Origin of the sequence: Actinoplanes ianthinogenes (assembly GCF_018324205.1) — a bacterium.
Taxonomy (GTDB): Bacteria; Actinomycetota; Actinomycetes; order Mycobacteriales; family Micromonosporaceae; genus Actinoplanes; species Actinoplanes ianthinogenes.
Genome location: NZ_AP023356.1, coordinates 5641058 through 5660185, shown reverse-complemented (window position 1 = coordinate 5660185; position 19128 = coordinate 5641058). Strand labels below are relative to the sequence as shown.

General features: G+C 68.7%; 19 protein-coding genes. 16 read left to right on the top strand and 3 right to left on the bottom strand.

The features are described from left to right. Positions 1 to 47: 47 nt before the first annotated feature. Positions 48 to 803, bottom strand: coding sequence for a leucyl/phenylalanyl-tRNA--protein transferase (locus tag Aiant_RS25645; protein ID WP_189329386.1), 756 nt, complete (start codon positions 801 to 803; stop codon positions 48 to 50). Between the two features lie 81 nt (positions 804 to 884). On the opposite strand from Aiant_RS25645, the gene Aiant_RS25640 reads away from it, so the two are divergent. After that, positions 885 to 1649: a thioesterase II family protein gene (locus tag Aiant_RS25640; RefSeq protein ID WP_189329385.1), complete on the top strand. Its 765-nt coding sequence runs from the start codon at positions 885 to 887 to the stop codon at positions 1647 to 1649. A gap of 45 nt (positions 1650 to 1694) precedes the next feature. Next, positions 1695 to 2705 (top strand): fatty acid desaturase, encoded by a 1011-nt coding sequence (locus Aiant_RS25635; RefSeq protein ID WP_189329384.1) that lies wholly within the window; start codon positions 1695 to 1697, stop codon positions 2703 to 2705. A 124-nt stretch (positions 2706 to 2829) separates the two neighbouring features. Here the strand turns inward: Aiant_RS25635 and Aiant_RS25630 are convergent, their stop codons facing one another. Beyond that, the gene (locus tag Aiant_RS25630; protein WP_189329383.1) at positions 2830 to 3915 is read right to left on the bottom strand and encodes a branched-chain amino acid aminotransferase; all 1086 of its coding nucleotides are present in this window, start codon (positions 3913 to 3915) and stop codon (positions 2830 to 2832) included. Positions 3916 to 4254: 339 nt separating this feature from the next. Between Aiant_RS25630 and Aiant_RS25625 the strand changes: the two genes are divergently transcribed. From Aiant_RS25625 to Aiant_RS25565, 13 genes are all read left to right on the top strand, one after another. After that, positions 4255 to 4851, top strand: coding sequence for a helix-turn-helix transcriptional regulator (locus Aiant_RS25625; RefSeq protein ID WP_189329382.1), 597 nt, complete (start codon positions 4255 to 4257; stop codon positions 4849 to 4851). A 226-nt stretch (positions 4852 to 5077) separates the two neighbouring features. Continuing rightward, positions 5078 to 6007 (top strand): chlorinating enzyme, encoded by a 930-nt coding sequence (locus tag Aiant_RS25620; protein WP_189329381.1) that lies wholly within the window; start codon positions 5078 to 5080, stop codon positions 6005 to 6007. Beyond that, on the top strand, positions 5997 to 6278 hold the full coding sequence (locus tag Aiant_RS25615) for a hypothetical protein (protein ID WP_189329380.1): 282 nt from the start codon (positions 5997 to 5999) through the stop codon (positions 6276 to 6278). Before Aiant_RS25620 ends, Aiant_RS25615 begins: the two co-directional genes overlap by 11 nt. 56 nt (positions 6279 to 6334) lie before the next feature. Beyond that, positions 6335 to 7264: a beta-ketoacyl-[acyl-carrier-protein] synthase family protein gene (locus Aiant_RS25610; RefSeq protein ID WP_189329379.1), complete on the top strand. Its 930-nt coding sequence runs from the start codon at positions 6335 to 6337 to the stop codon at positions 7262 to 7264. Further along, positions 7261 to 9594: a non-ribosomal peptide synthetase gene (locus Aiant_RS25605; protein ID WP_212846518.1), complete on the top strand. Its 2334-nt coding sequence runs from the start codon at positions 7261 to 7263 to the stop codon at positions 9592 to 9594. The genes Aiant_RS25610 and Aiant_RS25605 overlap by 4 nt, the downstream gene beginning before the upstream one ends. A gap of 9 nt (positions 9595 to 9603) precedes the next feature. Continuing rightward, complete coding sequence (locus Aiant_RS25600; RefSeq protein WP_189329378.1) at positions 9604 to 10494, top strand: LLM class flavin-dependent oxidoreductase; 891 nt, start codon at positions 9604 to 9606, stop codon at positions 10492 to 10494. A gap of 75 nt (positions 10495 to 10569) precedes the next feature. Further along, positions 10570 to 11433: an aspartyl/asparaginyl beta-hydroxylase domain-containing protein gene (locus Aiant_RS25595; RefSeq protein WP_189329377.1), complete on the top strand. Its 864-nt coding sequence runs from the start codon at positions 10570 to 10572 to the stop codon at positions 11431 to 11433. A 59-nt stretch (positions 11434 to 11492) separates the two neighbouring features. After that, positions 11493 to 12038, top strand: a complete 546-nt coding sequence (locus tag Aiant_RS25590) for a VOC family protein (RefSeq protein WP_212846517.1) — start codon at positions 11493 to 11495, stop codon at positions 12036 to 12038. 115 nt (positions 12039 to 12153) lie between these two features. After that, positions 12154 to 13005 (top strand): L-tyrosine 3-hydroxylase, encoded by an 852-nt coding sequence (locus Aiant_RS25585; RefSeq protein WP_189329376.1) that lies wholly within the window; start codon positions 12154 to 12156, stop codon positions 13003 to 13005. Between the two features lie 14 nt (positions 13006 to 13019). Further along, positions 13020 to 14033, top strand: coding sequence for a class I SAM-dependent methyltransferase (locus tag Aiant_RS25580; RefSeq protein WP_189329375.1), 1014 nt, complete (start codon positions 13020 to 13022; stop codon positions 14031 to 14033). A gap of 37 nt (positions 14034 to 14070) precedes the next feature. After that, entirely contained in the window at positions 14071 to 14481 is a 411-nt protein-coding gene (locus Aiant_RS25575; RefSeq protein ID WP_189329374.1) for a cupin domain-containing protein, read from the top strand. Continuing rightward, on the top strand, positions 14478 to 16283 hold the full coding sequence (locus Aiant_RS25570; protein WP_189329373.1) for a gamma-glutamyltransferase family protein: 1806 nt from the start codon (positions 14478 to 14480) through the stop codon (positions 16281 to 16283). Before Aiant_RS25575 ends, Aiant_RS25570 begins: the two co-directional genes overlap by 4 nt. A 2-nt stretch (positions 16284 to 16285) precedes the next feature. Next, positions 16286 to 16969: an FMN-binding negative transcriptional regulator gene (locus Aiant_RS25565; protein WP_189329372.1), complete on the top strand. Its 684-nt coding sequence runs from the start codon at positions 16286 to 16288 to the stop codon at positions 16967 to 16969. A gap of 366 nt (positions 16970 to 17335) precedes the next feature. On the opposite strand, the gene Aiant_RS25560 is transcribed toward Aiant_RS25565, so the two are convergent. Beyond that, complete coding sequence (locus Aiant_RS25560) at positions 17336 to 18103, bottom strand: DinB family protein (RefSeq protein WP_189329371.1); 768 nt, start codon at positions 18101 to 18103, stop codon at positions 17336 to 17338. Positions 18104 to 18307: 204 nt separating this feature from the next. Here Aiant_RS25560 and Aiant_RS25555 point away from each other — a divergent pair, with 204 nt between their 5' ends. Next, complete coding sequence (locus tag Aiant_RS25555) at positions 18308 to 19039, top strand: phytanoyl-CoA dioxygenase family protein (RefSeq protein WP_189329370.1); 732 nt, start codon at positions 18308 to 18310, stop codon at positions 19037 to 19039. Positions 19040 to 19128: the final 89 nt, after the last annotated feature.

The window sequence follows — 19128 nt, the reverse complement described above, 5'->3', positions numbered from 1 at the left end:
ACCCTGCGGCCGGACGTAGGGGATTCACCTATTTTGGGGTCAACGACTCACTCGGCGGGCGTGCGCAGGAAGCCCAGGCGGCGTACCTCCTCCACGCCGCCGGCCAGCGGGACCGGATCGCCGCCGCGCGACAGGGCAGCGAGGAACTCCCGGCGCGGCACCGGCCCGGCATTGAGCCGCCGGCTCTGCTCGCTGTCCCACTCGACGTCCAGCAGCGTCACGCCGGTGCCGGCCAGCCGGCACTCCATGTCGAGCAGCGCCACCTTCGAGGCGTTGGTCTGCCGGTGGAAGCAGGTGTCCAGGGTGAACACCGTGCCGACGCCGATACCGGCGGCGCCCCCTACCAGCTCGTCGCCGTCCCAGACCTCGACGCTGTGGGCCCAACCCAGCTTGTGCAGCTCCACCATGCACTCGCACAGCTCGTCGGTGAGCCACTCGGGAGTGCGGTTCGCGCGGCACTCGGCGAGCACCCGGTCGAAGTGCTGGTTCGCGGTGGTGGTCCAGCGCAGCCGGTTACGCAACAGCTTCATCAGGCTGCGTGGCTTGGCGAGCCGCCCGTACGGGATGACCGGGCGCGGGTCCGGTGACCACCAGGTCAACGCGAACGGATCGGGGAGCGGCGAGTCGAGCACCGCGGTCGTCCCGGCCGCCACCGAATCCTCGTACAGGAAGTGGTTCACCTCGGCCTCGGCCGCGGACACCACCGGCATCGGAAAGACGCCGTGCCGGTAGCCGGCGAGGACGGTCGCCGGGTCGAGGCGGCCACCGATCGCGGCCGGCGCATCGCCCGGGGCACTATCCATCGCAAGTCCGTCCCACACGCATCCCTCGCAGCGAAACACATGTCGATTCTGGCCCCCGGCCACCGACCGACGGGACCCCTCATGACCGCACCCTCGACAGAGAGCACCTTCGAGGCATCGGCGCGGTGGCTGCGCCGGCCGCGTCCCTGCCACGACCCGGCGACCCGTCTGGTCTGTCTGCCGCACGCCGGCGGCACCGCCAGCGCGTACGCTTCCTGGGCCGCCCGGCTGCCGGCCCGGATCGAGCTGATCGCCGTGCAGTACCCCGGCCGGCAGGACCGGCTGGCCGAGCCCTGCGCGCGGTCCGTCCAGGAGATCGCCGACGCGCTCGTCGCGGCGCTGGCCCCCTACGCCGACCGGCCGCTGTACCTGTTCGGGCACAGCATGGGCGGCCTGGTCGCCTACGAGGTCGCGGCCCGGCTGGAGGCCGGCGCCGGGCCGGGTCCGGCGGGCCTGTTCGTCTCCGGCACGCTCGCCCCGCACCGGTTCCTGCCGCCCCGGGAGGTGCTCGACGACGCGATCATCGAGGCGGAGCTCCGGGCGTCCGGCTGGACCGATCCGATGGTGTTCGAGCACCCGGAGCTGCGCGAGCTCGTGCTACCGGCGCTGCTGGCCGACTTCCGGGCGGTGCTGTCCTACCGCCGCCGCGATCCGGCGCGGCTGCGGTGCCCGATCGTCGCTTACGCGGGCAGCGACGGTGCCGCCGACGTGCCTGCCCAGCTGGCCTCCTGGGGCGAGCTGACCTCTGGCCCGGCCGCCTGGCGGCGCTTCGACGGCGATCACTTCTACCTCCAGCCCCGGGAGGCCGAGCTGATTGCCGACATCCTGACCCGGATGTCTAAATGAGGAAACGCCTCAGTTAGACGCCTGTGAGCGAAGGAGGAGGGAACCGTGGCCGATTCGGATCTCGCCGAGCGGTACCGCTTCGCGCCGGACATCCTCGCCGAGGTCCGGGCGGCGTCCCGGCCGGACAACTGGCACGGCCCGCTGGAGGCCGTCGAGCATTGGACCTGGATCGCCGTCTGGTGCGCGGCGTCGGTGCTGGCGTGGCGGCACACCCCCTGGTGGCTGGCGGTGCCGGTGTGCATCGTGGCGATATTCTTCATCGGCGGCCGGCAGCGGGGCATCGCCGGCATGCTGCACATGGCCACGCACCGGGCGTTCATGGCCAACCATCGGGTCGGCAGCGTGATCGGGGCGGTCCTCGGCGGATACCCCGTGCTGCAGAGCTACACCGGATACCGGGCCTCACATCTCGGCGAGCACCACGGCCGACTGGGTGACCCCGATCGGGACCCGGACTACCGTCAGTACCGGGACAACGGGCTGTGCGGGGACGACCTGAGCCGCCGGGCGCTGCGCCGGTACCTGTGGCGCGTCATAACGCCGCGGGCGACCGCCTCGTACGTGCTGTACCTGCTGCGGCACCGCATCATGACAGCCAGCGAGCACCCGACCGAGCGAGTGCTCCGGGTGACCCTGCTGGCGGCGGTGCTCGCCTGGGCCGTCCTGGGCGGCTGGTGGCCCTGGTTGCTGCTGCTCTGGTTCGTGCCGCTCGTCACCACGCAGGTGTGGATCGGCGCGGTGTCGGAGCTGATGGAGCACTTTCCGCTCATCGAGACGGCTCCCCGGGTCGACATCTACATGTCCTGGAACCGGGTCTACGGACTGGGCACCCGGTTCCTGCTGGGTGAGAAGGACGGCGAAGGCTTCCACCTGGTCCACCACCTGTACCCCCGGACGCCGATGTGGCGGCTGCGCGAGGTCGACGCGATCCTGCGCCGCGACCCGGTGTACGCGGCCCTGCCCCGGCTCGGCGGCGCCCTGGGCGGCCTGGAGCAGATCTACCGATCGCTGCCCCCGCGGCGGGACCACACCGGTCCCGCGGTCGCCCGCACCTGACCAGCACAGTGGTCGCGGTCTACCCGGCATCGGCGCCACGCCGATCGAGCTTGCCGCCGATGGCCTGGTAGGGACCGTCAAGCCCCCGGAGACTCCCCACATGACCGTCGCCGGCAGCGTGGGGTCAGACGATGCGATGGACCCAGCCGAACTCGTCCTCGGCGCGGCAGTACTGGATGTCCAGCAGGGCGGAGCGCAGCGACATCGTCACCCGCCCCGACCCACCGTCACCCACGACGATCTCGCCGTCAGCGGACAGCAGCCGGGCGATCGGCGTGATCACCGCCGCCGTACCGCAGGCGAACATCTCCGTCAGCGCACCGCTCGCGGCGTCGGACCGGAACTCGTCGATCGAGTACAACCGCTCCTGGACGGTGAGCCCGCGGTGCCGGGCCAGGGTGATGACCGAGTCCCGGGTGATACCCGGCAGGATCGTGTCGGTCAGAGGCGGGGTGACCAGCGTGTCCCCGAGCACGAAGAAGACATTCATGCCGCCGAGCTCCTCGAAGTACCGGTGCTCCTTGGCGTCGAGGAAGACCACCTGCTCGCAGCCGTGCCGCATGGCCTCAGCCTGGGCCAGCAGACTGGAGGCGTAGTTGCCCCCGCATTTGGCTGCCCCGGTGCCGCCGGGGCCCGACCGGTTGTACTCCCGCTCCAGCCAGATCGAGCACGGCTTGGGCCCACCGGCGAAGATCGCCCCGACCGGCGAGGCCAGCACCAGGAACTGGTACTCCAACGCCGGCCGCACTCCCAGGTACACCTCGGAGGCGTACTGGATCGGCCGTAGGTAGAGGCTGGACTCCCCGCTGCCCGGAACCCAATCCCGGTCCTGCTCGATGAGAACTCGCAGCGAGTGGAGGAACAGCTCCGGCGGCAGCGGCGGCATCGCCATGCGCTCGGCGGACCTGGTGAACCGCGCGGCGTTGGCGTCGGGCCGGAACATCACGACCCCGCCGTCGGGCGCGCGGTATGCCTTCAGTCCCTCGAAGACTGACTGGGCGTAGTGCAGCACCGCGGTGGCCGGGTCCATCCGCAGCGGGGCATAGGGCTCGAGTCGGGCGTCGTACCAGCCCTTGCCGTCGGCATAACTGATCGACACCATGTGGTCGGTGAAGGTCCGCCCGAAGCCCAGGTTCGCCAGCAGCGCCTCCCGTTCGGCCACGGCGACGGGGGTGGGGTTCTGTCGAGTTTCGAACTCAAGGCTGCTCATGAGCTTCACCCTCAGGATGTGTCAAGGTGCGATCGCGCCTGGCCGGGAGCTTACCGTTCGCTCAGGCGGCCGCCAACGCCGTGGCACCAGGCAGTTCTACCGTGACTGGTCCCCGAAAGCAGCGACAAGCGTCGACAGATTCGCTTTGCTAGCGTCGGTACCTATCTTTGATCAACTTCTCCATTTGCCGTACGCGGGTTGCTATGTTCGACCACTATGGACGGCGGTAGAAGAAGTTGCTGACCGACCAAGAAGACGGCTGCCGGCGGTTGTGCCAGCAGCGACCGGCGCAGAGACCCAGTCGCCGAATAGGGACAGAATGTAAACCGGGGGGGCGAAATGATCCGCACCGACATTCTCGGCAATTCACCCATCTTCGTCATCGGCCTAGTCGACACCCTGACCAAGGCCGGCATCAAGGTCGTCGCCATGCGAACCTCACCCACAGTGGACGCCTCCTCCCTCGCGGATGCGGCTGTGATCGACCTCGACGCGCTTCGGATACCCCACGACCTGACGCATATCACCGAGGTGGCCAAGAGCGCGGCGGTCCTGGTCCTCAGCAACTCGGACTGCATCGAGGCCGAGATGTACCTACGGGCCGGAGCGTCGGGCGTCGTGAGCAAATTGGAGTCCTGTGAGGGCATCATCGGCGCGATCCGGGCGGTGACGTCCGGAAGCCGCGTCTGGCCGACCGAGTCCGGTGGCGAGCACACCGCGCTGCACGCCGACACAGCGGGCGCCCACCTGTCCAAGCGCGAGGCGCAGGTGCTGCGGCAGATCTCCCGTGGCCTGACCCACGGTCAGATCGCCACCCGGTTGGACATCAGCCCGCATACGGTCGACACCTATGTCAAGCGCATCCGGGCCAAGCTCGGCGTTGGCAACAAGGCGGAACTCACCCGGGCCGCGCTGCTCGGCCAACCTGCCGCCTAGAGCCGCAACACCCGGTCGCCCCCACGATCGGAGACCGTGTCGCTCATCGGGCAGGTTGCACGACGCCGCCCGGTGACGCGCACGGCATCCATCCCGGGGCGGCGGCTCGACCCTGGTTCCGGTGACAAGACGGCTCCAGCCGCCGAACCCTACGGTGTGCTCAACGCGTCCGCTGAGCTCAGACACGTCCGACCAGCGATCACGGTCAGTACGAGGAGGAATCACGGTGACTGAAAGCGTTGTCCAAAAGGCGACCCAGGGTCTGACGGCCGAACAAGTCCAGTTCTTCACGGAGAACGGGTTCATCGGCCCCTTCGACCTCTACTCCGAGGAAGAGGCTTCGCTGGTCTGGAGCCAGGCCATGATCGATATGGTCACGTCCGAGAACAAGCCGCACGACTCGACCATCATCAACTACGACCGCCATCTCGACTGTGAAGCGCTGTCCCGGCACATCGCCCAGCCGGCGATCGTCCACAAGCTGCGGAGCCTCATGGGCGACGACATCATGTGCTGGAAGACGCACATCTTCGAGAAGGAGCCCGGCGACTCGGGAACAGGCTGGCACCAGGTCGAGGCGTTCACTGTGTACAACGAGGCGGAAACCGTCTCGTATCCCTCGCTGCGTTACACCGAGGAGTCCACGGCCGCCACGCAGGAGCTGACCGTCTGGACGGCCTTCTCCGAGGCGGACAAGGAGCACGGCTGCCTGCGCTTCCTGCCCGGCAGCCACAAACAGTGGTACTACGACGAGTCGAAGCCGATGACGTACAACGTCGAGAACAAGGCCCACGACTTCTTCGGCTACGACTACGCGGAGCTCAAGCTCGACAAGGACTGGGATCCGAACAGTCACGAGATCGTCGACATGGAGTTGAAGCCCGGCCAGTTCGTCATCTTCCTGGCCAAGTGCGTCCACGGCTCGCGCCCCAACACGAGTACCACCAGGCGCGTGGGGTTGGCGTCGCGTTACGTCGCACCGTCCGTGCGGGTCTACGAGCACATCGACCGCCTCAGCGGGTTCGGCGACTCGATCGACCTCGACTACCACGGATGCGTCCTGGTGTCCGGCGAGGACAAGTACGGGCACAACCGGATGTACCAGGAGAACCTCAACGGCTTCCCCTTCCCGAAGGTCGAGTCCGATGACCACTGACGACCACCGGCAGAGGTTCGCCGAGATCCTCGCGACTCAACCTGTCGGCGACGGCATCACCTACGAGCAGGTCCTCCGGGCGCAATCGCGGCAGGACCTGGGCATCAGCTCGCTGAACATGATCATCGTGCTGATGAACTACATCAAGAAGTACACGGACGGCACCATCGCAGTCCGCCCGGAATGGGTCCCCCGGCTCAACGACATCGACGACATCGTCGCCGTACTCCGAGAGATCGATGCGATCGGCGTCGAACCGGCCCGGTCCTGACGTCGCCACCTCGCCGGGCCCGGCAATTCCCAACCCTCTGCCGATCGAAGGGAACCATGATCTCGGATCACGACGACATCGGCATCGGCTCGTTCGCGTGCGCCTTCGGCGATGTGGAATGCAAGCCGGAGAACATCCCTGATTTCGGCGCCCTCTGGGAGACCGTGTCGTTCGGCACCGACTTCCATGAGATGGGATGTACGACATACCGGAAAATGTCCGGACCGGTCGAAGACTATGTCGTGGACGCCGTGCGCCGAACCCTCCGGGACGCCGGCGTCGCCGCCGCGGACATCGACCACCTTGTGTTCGCGACCAGCGACCCGACCTTGGCTCTGTTGCCGTCCGACTTCGCAAGCCGAGTGCTACTCGCCCTGGGAATGGACAGCTGCGTCCCTCATGTCATCTCCTATCAGCGGTGCTGCAGCTCGCTGACCGCGCTTCGGCACGGTCAGCGGCTGTTGGCCGATCCGGAGGCGGCCCACGTGGTGGTCGTCGCCGTGGACTTCATTCCGCACGACCGCGACCGGGTGCTCCCCTACGCGATGTTCGGTGACGCGGCCGCGAGCTGCCTGCTGTCCCGCCGGCCGGGACTCGTGCGGCTGGTCTCGTCCGCGGTAAAGATCGACCCGGAGGGATTGCGCGGCCGCGACACGTTCATCTCGCGCCAGGCTGTCGCCGAACGGACGCTGTCCGCGGTGCTCCGGGCCGGTGGCCGGCAGCAGGCACAGATATCCAAGGTGTTCGCGGCCAACCTGCACAAGCCGCTGACGCTGTTCAACGCGACATCCGTCGGTCTGCGCCCGGACACCCTGCACTTCGCCGACACGCTCGCCGCCTACGGGCACTGCGGAAACGCCGACTGGATGATCAACCTGGCCGATTACCACGAGCGGTTCGGCATTCAGCCCGGACAGACGTATATGGCGCAGTCCCTGGCGCCGGGCTTCTACGCCTGCGGACTCCTCGAAGGAAGCGCGCAGTGACCGGGTATCTGTCCACAACGGATTGCATCGGACCGATCGCCCTGCCGGACGGCGTGCTGGAAACCCTGCACTCCCTCGCTCGGGCGGCCGGCGTGGACAACTTCGACCCGCTGTCCCTCTGCGCCGCTGTACTGGCCGAGCGGTTGCCACGCCCGGGCACCCGTTGCCGCATCCTGGTCACCTGGGGGCCGGTCGAGGCGATCGTTGGGACGACCGGCGCCCCGGACCTGTCCCTGACCTTCCGCGAGGCGCTCCGGCAGGCCCGCCGGCCGCGACCGGGGGGCGACGACGAACCGGTTGCCGTGACGATCCTGCTCGACCGGGCCGGCGAGCAGCTGTACGTCGAGACCATGACGGACTTGTCCGACCTGCCCACCGCGCAGGCCTGGGCGCGCTCCTTCCTGCAACTGCTGACCAGCATGGCGAACGAACCTGATCGGCCGATGCGCGACCATCCGCTGGTCGGCGCCGAGGAACGCGAGCGGATCCTGCACGGCCTCAACCCACAGCGCGACCCGGACATCCGATACCGCACGATGGCCGAACCGTTCCAGGAGCAGGCGGAGCGAACCCCGGATTCGGTCGCGTTGCAGGACGAGAACGGGGACACGGTCAGCTACCGGGAGCTGAACGAGCGCGCGAACCGGCTGGCCCACCACCTGCGCGAGTGCGGTGCCCGCCCGGGTACCCGGATAGGCGTCTTCCTCCTGCGCGGCATCCACCAGGTTGTCGCGTTCTACGCCGCGGTCAAGACCGGCGCCACCTACGTTCCCCTGGACGCCGACCTGCCGGACCAGCGCATCGCCCTGATGCTGGCGGACTCGGCGCCAAGCCACGTGCTGACCGATCCGGCCTGCCGCGCTCGCCTGCCCGGCGGCGCGTGGGAGATCCACGACGTCCACGCGGAGCGCACATGGTCCGGCCGGCCCGCGACGAATCCGGATCTCGACGGCGGCCCGGGTGACGTGGCCTCCGAGCCGGTCCACATCCTCTACACGTCGGGGACGACCGGCCGCCCCAAGGGCGTGGCCTCCCGCACGGCCGGCACCCTGGCCAACGTCTTCTGGATGCAGCGCCAGTACCCGTACGGTCTCGGCGACACGGCTCTGTACAAGACCTACACCGGGTTCGACGTGCACATCTGGGAGATCTTCTGGCCGCTCTACCAGGGGGCGCGGCTGGTGATCTGCCGGCCCGGCGGCGAGCGCGACCCGCGGCACCTCGCCGGACTCATCCGGGACCACAACGTGTCGATGATCTTCCTGGTGACGACGCTGGTGCCGGCTTTCCTGGACGAGATGTCCCGGGTCGGGGCCCACGCGCTGCGGTGGTTGGTGTGCGGCGGCGAGTCGATGAGCCCGCGGATCCCGGCGGCCTTCCACGCCGCGCTGCCCGGCAGCACCCTCGTCAACGCCTTCGGTCCCACCGAGGCCGGTTCGGTCACCGACAACGTCATCGAGCCCGGCTGGGACGGCGTCGTCGTTCCGGTCGGCCGTCCCGCGGACAACTTCCGGGTAACCGTCCTGGACACCAATCTCGATCTTGTCCCGGTCGGCACGCCCGGGGAGGTGTACATCAGCGGTGTCGTCGGCCTGGCGGACGGCTACTGGCGGCAGCCGGGCAGGACCGCGGAGCGGTTCGTCGCGGATCCCCACGGGCCGCCGGGGTCGCGGATGTACCGCACCGGTGACCTCTGCCGGCTTCGCGAGGACGGCGCGCTGGAGCACCTCGGCCGGATCGACCGGCAGGTCAAGATCCGTGGCCTGCGGATCGAACCCGGTGAGGTCGAGGCGGTGCTGGCCGCTCACCCCACGGTCGGCGACTGCGCGGTGATCGCCCACGGGCCGCCGCCCGTCCTGCTCGCCTTCGTCGTCCCCGCCGGCGGGCGCACCACCGCCGACCTGGACCCCGCGGCGATCCTCGAACTCGCGGCCGGACTGCCCCGCCAGATGCGGCCCGCGCAGGTCGTGCCCGTGGACCATCTTCCGGCGACGGTGAACGGAAAGCTGGACCACAACGAGCTGATCAAGATCTGGCAGGCGTCGACCGAGCCCGAGCGTACGGTCGTGCCCCCCGCCGACGAGCTGGAAGCCACTCTCGTCGAGATCTACCGGCGGGTCCTGGGGCGGTCGCAGATCAGCGTCCTGGACAGGTTCGTCGATCTCGGCGGCCACTCGATCCTCACGTTCCGGCTGCGCGACGAGTGCCAGGCGATCCTGCGAACCGCGCCCGACCTGACGAAACTCCTCGACGGGACGTTGCGCGACGTGGCCGCGACGATCCGCGGCGGAGGGCGCCCACCCGAGACGAGATCCGGGTTGGCCGGATGAGGGAAACACATGAGATTCGGCATCCAGATCGTCCCGGAGGACCGTTGGCAGACGGCGCGCGTGAAGTGGCGCCGGGCCGAGGAGATGGGATTCGATCACGCGTGGACCTATGACCACCTGAACTGGCGGGCGTTCCGCGCGAAGGACTGGTTCACCTTCGTCCCGACGCTGACCGCGGCGGCCGTGGAGACCGAACGGATCGGGCTGGGCGTCCTGGTCGCCTCGCCCAACCTGCGACATCCGGTGTACCTGGCCAAGGAAGTCGCCGCCATCGAGGACATCTCCGGCGGCCGCCTCATCCTCGGTCTCGGCGCCGGCGCCGAGGGCTTCGACGCCACCATGACCCGCCGGACCGCGTGGAGCCGGCGGGAGCGGACCGAGCGGTTCGTGGAATACGTACGGCTCACCGACTCGCTCCTGCGCCAGCCGGTCACTACCTTCGACGGCCGCTACTACGTCGCCGACGAGGTTCATTCGTACCCGCTGTGCCAGCAGCGGCCCCGCGTCCCGTTCGCCGTCGCCGCCGGCGGCGCCCGCGGCATGCGCTTGGCGGCCGAGTACGGCTCGTACTGGGTGACGACGGGCGAGCCCAACCGGGTCGAGAGCGCGCCGTACGAACAGGCGCTCCCCGTCGTCCGCCGGCAGGTGGAGGCGCTCGAGAAGGCCTGCGTGGAGGCCGGCCGTGACCCGGCCACGGTGGCCCGGTTGCTGGTCTGCGGCCCGTCCGTGGGCGGTGTCCTCGAGTCGCCGGCGGCGTTCTCCGATGCGGTGGGCCGATTCGCCGAAGCCGGCATCACGGATATCGTCGTGCATTGGCCTCGGCCCAGCGAACCCTATTCGGGAAAGGTGGAGATCTTGGAGAAAGTGGCCGAGGACCTGGATCGTCACCGGAACACGTGACCTGCGTACCGAAGCGGGAGTCGCCTAGCGTACCGAAGGAGCCCCGAATTCGGCTGAGAGGGATTGCGTGATCCGATGCGAACCCACTATGTAGCGGACACCCCACTCGATGACGTCCGCCTCGCCAAAGACCTCGAGCACAGCGATTCACTTCCGTGGTCCGAAGCGCACAGCGACTACCTTTCCCGCGGCGCCTACAAGAGCTGCATGCTCTGGACCCCGGGCGGAGCCGATGGCGACGGAGTGGTCACCAAATACGATCACCACCAGCCCGGCGCGTTCACGGAGTACGGCAACCAGCTTCCCTATCTCCGCGAGCTGATCAGCACGGTCGTCGATCTGGATCGGCTGAACTTCGTGCGGCTGGCGAAGGTACAGAACAGCGTGGCCTTGCCGCACCGGGACCTGCTCGAGCTCAGCGACATCCCGGACGACACCCGCAACGCCCACCGGGCGCACATCCCCCTCGTCACCAACGAGAACTGCTTGTTCAGCGAGGGCAACACCGTGTACCGGATGCGCCGGGGCGAGATCTGGTTCCTCGACGCCTCAGTGATCCACTCGCTGGCGGTGCTCTCCACCGAGGCGCGGATCCACCTCATGCTCGACTTCGTGAACGCGCCGTCCGAAAAGCCATTGATCACGATCCCTGGCCACAGCGTCGACGCCGGCATTCCGGAGGACCGGATAGTCAAACGACCACCGGTCACCGATGCCGACCGCGCCAGCCTATTGCGGCTCGCCGACGTCATGACAATGGAAACGGTCGACGAGATATTCAGCATCGTCATCAAAAAGCATTACCGGTACGACGGTGGCGACGACTTCGTGTGGCGAACGATGCTTGACATCGCGCGCGCTTGCGAGGACACCGAAATCCTCCCGCACATCGAGGAGCTGCGTCGCTACTTCACCATCGAACGGTCCCCCTACACATAACCACGCGAGCCGCCGGCTGCCCGAGAACTGCGGAACTCCTCCGAAGACAGGAAAGAACCTTGGCCCCAACCACATCTGACGTGGCCGCGCCGGGCAAGGCCTCGGCCCGCCCGGTTCCGCTGACCGGGGCGATCGACCACGTGGGCATCCAGACGATGGACCTGGAGAACGCCGTCCTCTGGTACCGGGAGTTTCTCGGCTGCACGGTCTCCTGGGAGATGAGCAGCGGCTTCTCCGACCTGAGTCGGCGGCGGCTCCCCGGCCTGACCCGCCTGGTCGAGGTGGCCGTGGGCGACATCCGCCTGCACCTGTTCACCCGCGACCGTGGTACGCACGGACCGCCGGCCGGCGAGGTGAACCAGTTCCAGCACCTGTGCATCCGGGTCGACACGCCGGAACAGCTGCGACTGTGGCGCGGCCGGTATCGGGAGCTGTACGAATCGGGCCGCTTCACCTTCGCTCGCGCCGAGCCGGCCACCGAGATCGACATCGACGGTCAGGGCATGCAGAGCTTCTACGCGTACGACGTGAACGGCCTGGAGCTCGAATTCACCTACCTTCCGGACACCTCCGAGGGAACGGATGCCGCCGATGCATCCGCTTGAGGCACCGGCCGTCGTCACCACCCTCCCGTCCGGCGCGGAATGGGAGTTCGGGGGTCATCCTTACGGGCTCGAGCCGCTGGCCCTGCCCTCCCGATGGGTATCCCCAACAGTGCCCGTGGACCCGACGCGGATCGAGGACCTGCGGGAACGGCTGGCGCACGCGTCACCCGCCTCGATCCACAACCTGCGTCCGGACAATGCCGAGGACATCGACCGTCTGTTCTGGTTCCGGTGGATCACCGCCCACCAGACCACCTTCCTGCTGTGGCAGATGCTCGGGGCCATCCTGCGGGAGAGTGAGGCGGAGCGGGTCGACCACGAGGAGCTCGCCACGCAGGCGCGATTGCTGGTGTGCGGCTATTCGCTGATGCTGATGTACGGAAGCTCCGCTCCCCGGCACATCTACGGACCGGTCATCCGGATGCCGATGGCCCGCCAGCACGTCAATCTCACCGGCGCCTGGGCCCGCGACTATCCAGCGGTCCGGCCGCTGATCCGGGGCAAGGTGACGATCGGCTCCGGCACCGTCGCGGAAGCCCTGCGCCACGAGTGCGAACTCAACGAGCAGGTTCACGAGGGGATCGCGGACAAGGTCCTGTCCACGGGAGAGGTGTCCTTGCTGCAGAGTCCCAAACCGAAGGGCCGGCAGCAGATCCCCCGGGACACCTTGATGTGGCTGTACGACGGCATCTTCCTGACCAACCGTACGGCGGCCGTCTCCCCGCTCGCTGTCACCAGCCAGCTGGTCCGCCGACTGCACGCCATCTTTCTCGACGTCACCGCGAACGGCCTGTACCCCTCCTTCGCGCCGAGCGCGCACGAGGAACCGCCCCGCCTGCGGACCCCGGAGGTGATGCGACGCAAGGCGGGACTGACGGACTGCGTCCTGGAGATCCTGAGCCTCGTGAGCGCGCCGGCTACCCAGGCCCACCCATCGAGAACGGTCCGGACCAGCTCCACGATGTGAAAGTTGAGGAAGACATGACCGCCGCGACAACCCCTCTGTCCAAGGAAGCGCGATACTGTGCGGACACCTTCAACGGTGCCGTGGCCGCAGCCGCTCTCGGCGCGGCCTGGGACATCGGCTTGTTGGACGAGCTCGCCGACCGGGACGCCGTCGACGTACCCGAATTCACCGCCCGCACCCGCACCCACCCGCAGGCGGTTGACCGGATCCTTGTCGCGCTGTCCAGCCGCAGGATCGTGGTCGTCGACGCCGAGACGAACCTGGCCCGGCGCGGACCGGGATTCGACGAGGCGTTCCGTACCCGGGGCTTCTTCTACTGGCTGACCAGGGGCTGTGGCGAGCTCTTCACCAATCTCACCACCCTGGTTCGCACCGATGAAGGCTCCGACCGCCAGATGCGCCGCGACTCGCGGGCGATCAGCGTGGCCTGCCGGAGCATCGCCCGCAATTTCTTCGACCCGCCGCTGCGGGATCTCCTCGACGGTATCGACTACACGACCGTCGCCGATCTCGGCTGTGGCAGCGGCGATCGGATCATCATGTTGGCCGAGCGGCAACCCGCGATCCGGGCCATCGGGGTCGATATCGCCCCGGGGGCGTTGGCGGTCGCGGGAGAGGCGATCCGGGATGCGAACCTGACGGACCGGATCACGCTGCACCGGGATGATGTGCTGAACATGTCGCCGAGGCCGGAGTACGCCGACGCCGAGCTGGTCACCTGTTTCCTCATGGGGCACGACTTCTGGCCACGGGACAACTGCGTGAAGACACTGCAGAAGCTCCGGGAGACCTTCCCCAACGCACGCAACCTCCTCCTCGGCGACACCTGCCGGTCCGTCGGCGTCGAAGGCCCGGACCTGCCCATGTTCACGCTCGGCTTCGAGACCGTGCACGCGATCATGGACCAGTACCTGCCCACGCTCGACGAGTGGTACTCGGTGATCGATGAGAGCGGCTGGCGTCTCGCTGATCAGCGGCTCATCGAACTTCCCGCGTTCAGCTTCATCTTCCACCTGACCCCGGCCTGATCCGTCCTCGACGCCGCCGTACCCGGAGGAACACCCCATGGACGCCCCTTCCGCAAGCTCCGCAGTCGCGGCCGCCACCCCGGCCTCCCGCATGGATCTTCCGCTGTTCCGTGAGATTCCCGGACATCACGCACCCACACCGTTCTACCTGACCGACGACATGTACGGCGGGCTGTGCCTGGAACTGGCCGGCGGCGAGCTCAGCGACAAGGTGGGAAAGCCGGTGGCCGATCCGCACACCCACGAGTGTCCCGAGATCTATCTGCTGCTGTCACCGAATCCGGGCGGTGGCGTGATCGAGGTGGTCGCCGACGGACAGCACCACACGCTGACCTCGCCGGCGACATTCTTCATCCCGGCCGGTACGGTGCACCACTTCGTCACCCGCAAGGCCGAACCGGGCACGTATTGTCTGGGCCTGCTGCTCACCGGGTCAACCCAGCGATGACCGTCCTGCGACCCCAGCTCACCGGTACCTCCGGCGCCGTGGCCTCGACGCACTGGTTGGCGTCCGCCGTCGGCATGAGCATCCTCGACCAGGGTGGTAACGCCTTCGACGCGGCCGCGGCCGCCGGCTTCGCCCTCCAGGTGGTCGAGCCGCACTCGAACGGGCCCGGCGGCGACGTCGTGATCTCGGTCTACCCGCGCTCGGCCGGCACGGTACGCGTCATCTGCGGACAGGGCCCGATGCCGCAGGCGGCGACCATCGAGCGGTTCGGCGCGCTCGGCATCGAGCAGATGCCCGCGGCGGGCCTGCTCCCCGCGACCGCGCCGGGCGCGTTCGGCGCCTGGATGCGCCTGCTCGCCGAGTTCGGCACGATGCCACTGGCCACCGTCCTGGAACCGGCGATCGGATACGCCTCCGGCGGCTACCCGCTGCTGCCCGGCGCCGCGGCGACGGTCGAGGCGATGGCTCCGCTGTTCCGGACGGAGTGGACCGCGTCCGCGCACACCTACCTGCCCGGCGACGCGGTACCGGCGGCCGGCGCCCGGATGCGCAACGCCGCGCTGGCCGGCACCTACGAGCGGCTGCTGCGCGAGGCGCAGGCCGCGTCGACCGACCGGGAGGGCCAGATCGAGGCGGCCCGGGCGGCCTTCTACGAGGGCTTCATCGCCGACGCGATCGACAGCTTCGCGCGTACCACCGAGGTGCTCGACTCCACCGGCGGCCGGCACCGCGGCCTGCTCACCGGCGACGATCTGGCGGCCTGGCAGCCTGCCGTCGAGGAACCGTGCGCGCTGCCGTACGGCGACTTCACCGTCTACAAGCCGGGGCCGTGGTCGCAGGGCCCGGTCTTCCTCCAGCAGCTGGCGATCCTGTCCGGCTGCGACCTGCGCGGCATGGGGCTCGGCACCGTCGACTACGTCCACACCCTCGCGGAGGCGGCCAAGCTCGCGTTCGCCGACCGCGAGGCCTGGTACGGGGACCCGGCGCACACACCGGTGCCGATGGCCGAGCTCCTGGCGCCGGAGTACACAGCGCTGCGGCGCTCGCTGATCGGCGACCGTGCGGCCCTCGACCCCCAACCCGGCCGGGTGGGCCCCGGCCAGCCCTGGATCCCGCAGGCCAAACCGGAGCAGCCGGGCGCCGACGAGCCGGACTGGATGACCCAGCTGCGCAGCGGCATACCCACCGTGACCGTCGGGGCGCCGCAGGCCGGCGCCGGGAACACCTGCACCGTCGCGGTCGCGGACCGGTGGGGAAACCTGGCCGTGGCCGTGCCCAGCGGCGGCTGGCTCAAGAGCTCACCCGTGATCCCCGATCTCGGCTTCCCGCTCGGCACCCGTGGCCAGACCGCCTGGCTCGTCGACGGCCACCCGAACTCGCTGGCGCCCGGCCGGCGTCCGCGCACGACGCTGAGCCCCAGTATCGTGCTGCGCGACGGCGAGCCGTTCCTGGCGTTCGGCACGCCGGGCGGTGACCAGCAGGACCAGTGGACGCTCCAGGTGTTCCTCGCGATCGCGGAGTTCGGGCTGGAACCGCAGGCCGCGACCGAGCTCCCCGCCGTCAACATCGACCACTTCGCGCAGTCGTTCGCGCCGCGCGCCTCCCGGCCGGGCGTGCTGGTCGCGGAGCGCTCGCTCGGGCCCGAGGTGCTCGCCGGCCTGGAGCGCAAGGGCCACCGGCTCGACGTGGTGCCGGCGTCCACCCTCGGCAAGGTCTGCGCCGCCGGTGTCGACCCGGATACCGGCTTCCTTCGGGCCGCGACCGGCCCGCGCGGCCGCCAGGCCTACGGAGTGTGTCGGTAGCCATGTTCGTGCCGAGCCACTACCGGATCAAGGACGAGGTCTGGCACCGCCGGATCATCGACGGCCACCCCCTCGCGACGCTCACCACGAACGGAACGACCGTTCCCCTGGCCACCCGCCTGCCGGCCCTGGTCGCGCCGGGTGAGCCCGAGTCCGGCCCGCTGGTCGGCACCGAGATCCTCGGCCACCTCAACCGCGCCAACCCGCACTGGAAGGCGCTCACGGACGGCACGTACGCCCGGCTGATGTTCGACGGGCCGGGCGGCTTCGTCACGCCGGCCGTCTACCCCGGCGACCCCTCCGCGCCGACGTGGAACTTCGCGGCCGTGCACGTCTGCGGCCGCCTCCGGTTGATCCGCGGGCAGGAGGAGACCCTCGAGGTCGTCCGGTGGACGGCCGCTCGCCTGGAGGATCGCTTCGGCGCGGGCTGGGACCAGACCTCCTCGGTCGACTACTTCCGCCGGATCGTGCACGGCGTCGGTGCCTTCCGGCTGACGATCGAGTCGGTGGAGGCGCTGTTCAAACTCAGCCAGGAGAAGCCGGCGGACGTGCAGGAGTCGGTGATCCGCCGCTACGAGGCGGATCCCAGCGGCGCCGGCTGGCCGATCGCCCGGCTGATGCGGGAGGCCGGGATGGGCGGCTCCGCCGGATCACCGGACGACACCGTGTCCTCCTGCCCCTTCTGACCTGCCCCACCGCACAAGACATCGAGCACCGGCTGGCCCGCGCCGGCGGCTCGGTGCCGCGCCGCGAGTTCCTCGCCACCCTCACCCGCCCAGGTGACCCGGTCCCGCCGGCCGGCGGCGTCGAGGTGCGCCGCCTGGATTCCTGCCAGCCGTGGTCGATCCGGTCGGCTCGCCGACAACAGATCAGAGCGGATGCCAGGCACAGGATTCCGGTGCAGTGGAAAGCGGCGGGCCAGCCGACGGAACCGGCTGGCCCGCTCCAGGCAGCGTTCGATGGCACTCACCGAGTAGTTGGCCGTGTTCGTGGCAGCCGCACTGCGGCGGGAAGTCGCCCGGCCGGTCAGCGCTCCTGCTCGGTGGGCGCCTTCACTCGGTTCGGGTATCGGCCTCGAGCACCGTGAGGTCGCGCACCGCGTACCGGTGATGCTCGGCCTCTTCCTTGAGCACGACGCTGAGGCAGCGGCGTACGACGTAGTCCTTGTCCGGGTAGTACTCGGCCGGCTTGCGACCACATACCCGGTCGAGCTCGGCCTCGGTGAGCTCGTCGACGACCCGGCGCACCGTGGCCATGCGGGCGAGCCGCGGCGCGAGTACCTCGTCAAGCGTCGGGGTGGCATCGAGGGTGAGCCCGAGCTTCGCCGACGCTTCGTCGGCCGGTATCCCGCCGCCAGGAATGCCCAGCGGGTGGTACGGCGCATCCTCCTCGAGCACGGCGCTGCCGATCCAGGCATCGCCGGCCATCAGCAGATGCCGCTGCGTCTCGACGAACGACCACTCGCCGTCGACCTGCTCGTGCAGCTTCGCCTCGGGTAGGCGCCTGGCGCGGTCGAACGTCTCCCCCCATTGCTTCTCGATGGCATCCCAAGCGGCCCGGTATTCGGCGGCGGACGCGGCCTCACGGGCCAGCACCCGGTTGGGATGCAGCCGGTCGAGCTCGGCCTCGACATAGGCGGTCACGTCGACGTCATTGACAACGACACGCTCGAAGCCGCCACCGAGGGAGACAGAACCCCCATAGCAGTCCACGATCTTCAGGCCGGTGACGTCGCAATCGCGAATCTCGAGGCTGGAGAGATCGCATTGGTAGATGCGGCCACCACGGAACTGATCACTTTCGGTGTACTCAGCAGGCATCGGGACATTTTCCCGTATCAATCCCGCCCCCGCAAGTGAATGGCACGACGTGAGGGTTGGGGTGTCGCACCGATGCAGACCCCCGTTTCAGTGACAAGACCCGTCCGTCCGCGCCGCCTACGGTTGGCACGACCGGCCCGCCCCGCATTCCTCGTTCCAGGCTTGTCCGGCTGGCGGATACCTCATCGAAAGAAGGGGGTCAAGGTGGCGGAAAGAACGAACGACCCGGCGATCCGAGGGCTGACGGCCGAACAGGTGGAATCCTTCAATCAGAACGGGTTCCTTGGGCCGTTCGACCTCTATGCCGAGGACGAGGCTCCGCAGGTCTGGAGCCAGGCCATGATCGAGATGGTTACGTCGGCGAACAAGCCGCACGACTCGACCACCATCAACTGCAACCGGCACCTGGACTGCGATACGTTGTCGCGGAACATTGCTCAGCCGGCGATTGTCCATAAGCTTCGCAGCCTTATGGGCGACGACATCATGTGCTGGAAGACGCACATTTTCGAGAAGGAGCCCGGCAGCCCGGGAACGGGCTGGCACCAGGTCGATGCATTCACTGCGTACAACGAGTCGGAAACCGTCTCGTATCCCGCGCTGCGCGACACCGAGGAGTCCCCGGCCGCCGCGCAGGAGCTGTTCGTCTGGACGGCCTTCTCCGAGACGGACAAGGAGCACGGCTGCCTACGTTTCCTGCCCGGCAGCCACAAGCAGTCCTACAACGTGGAGAACAAGTCCCACAACGGCTACGACTACGCAGAGGTCAAGCTTGACAGGGACCCGAACGATCACGAGATCGTCGACATGGAGTTGAAGGCCGGCCAGTTCGTCATCTTCCTGGACAAGTGCGTCCACAGCTCGTACCCCAACACGAGTACCACCAGGCGCGTGGGGTTGGTGTCGCGTTACGTCTCACCGTCCGTGCGGGTCTAGGAGCACATCGACCGCCTCAGCGGGTCCGGCGACTCGATCGACCTCGACCACCACGGATGCGTCCTGGTGTCCGGCGAGGACAAGTACCG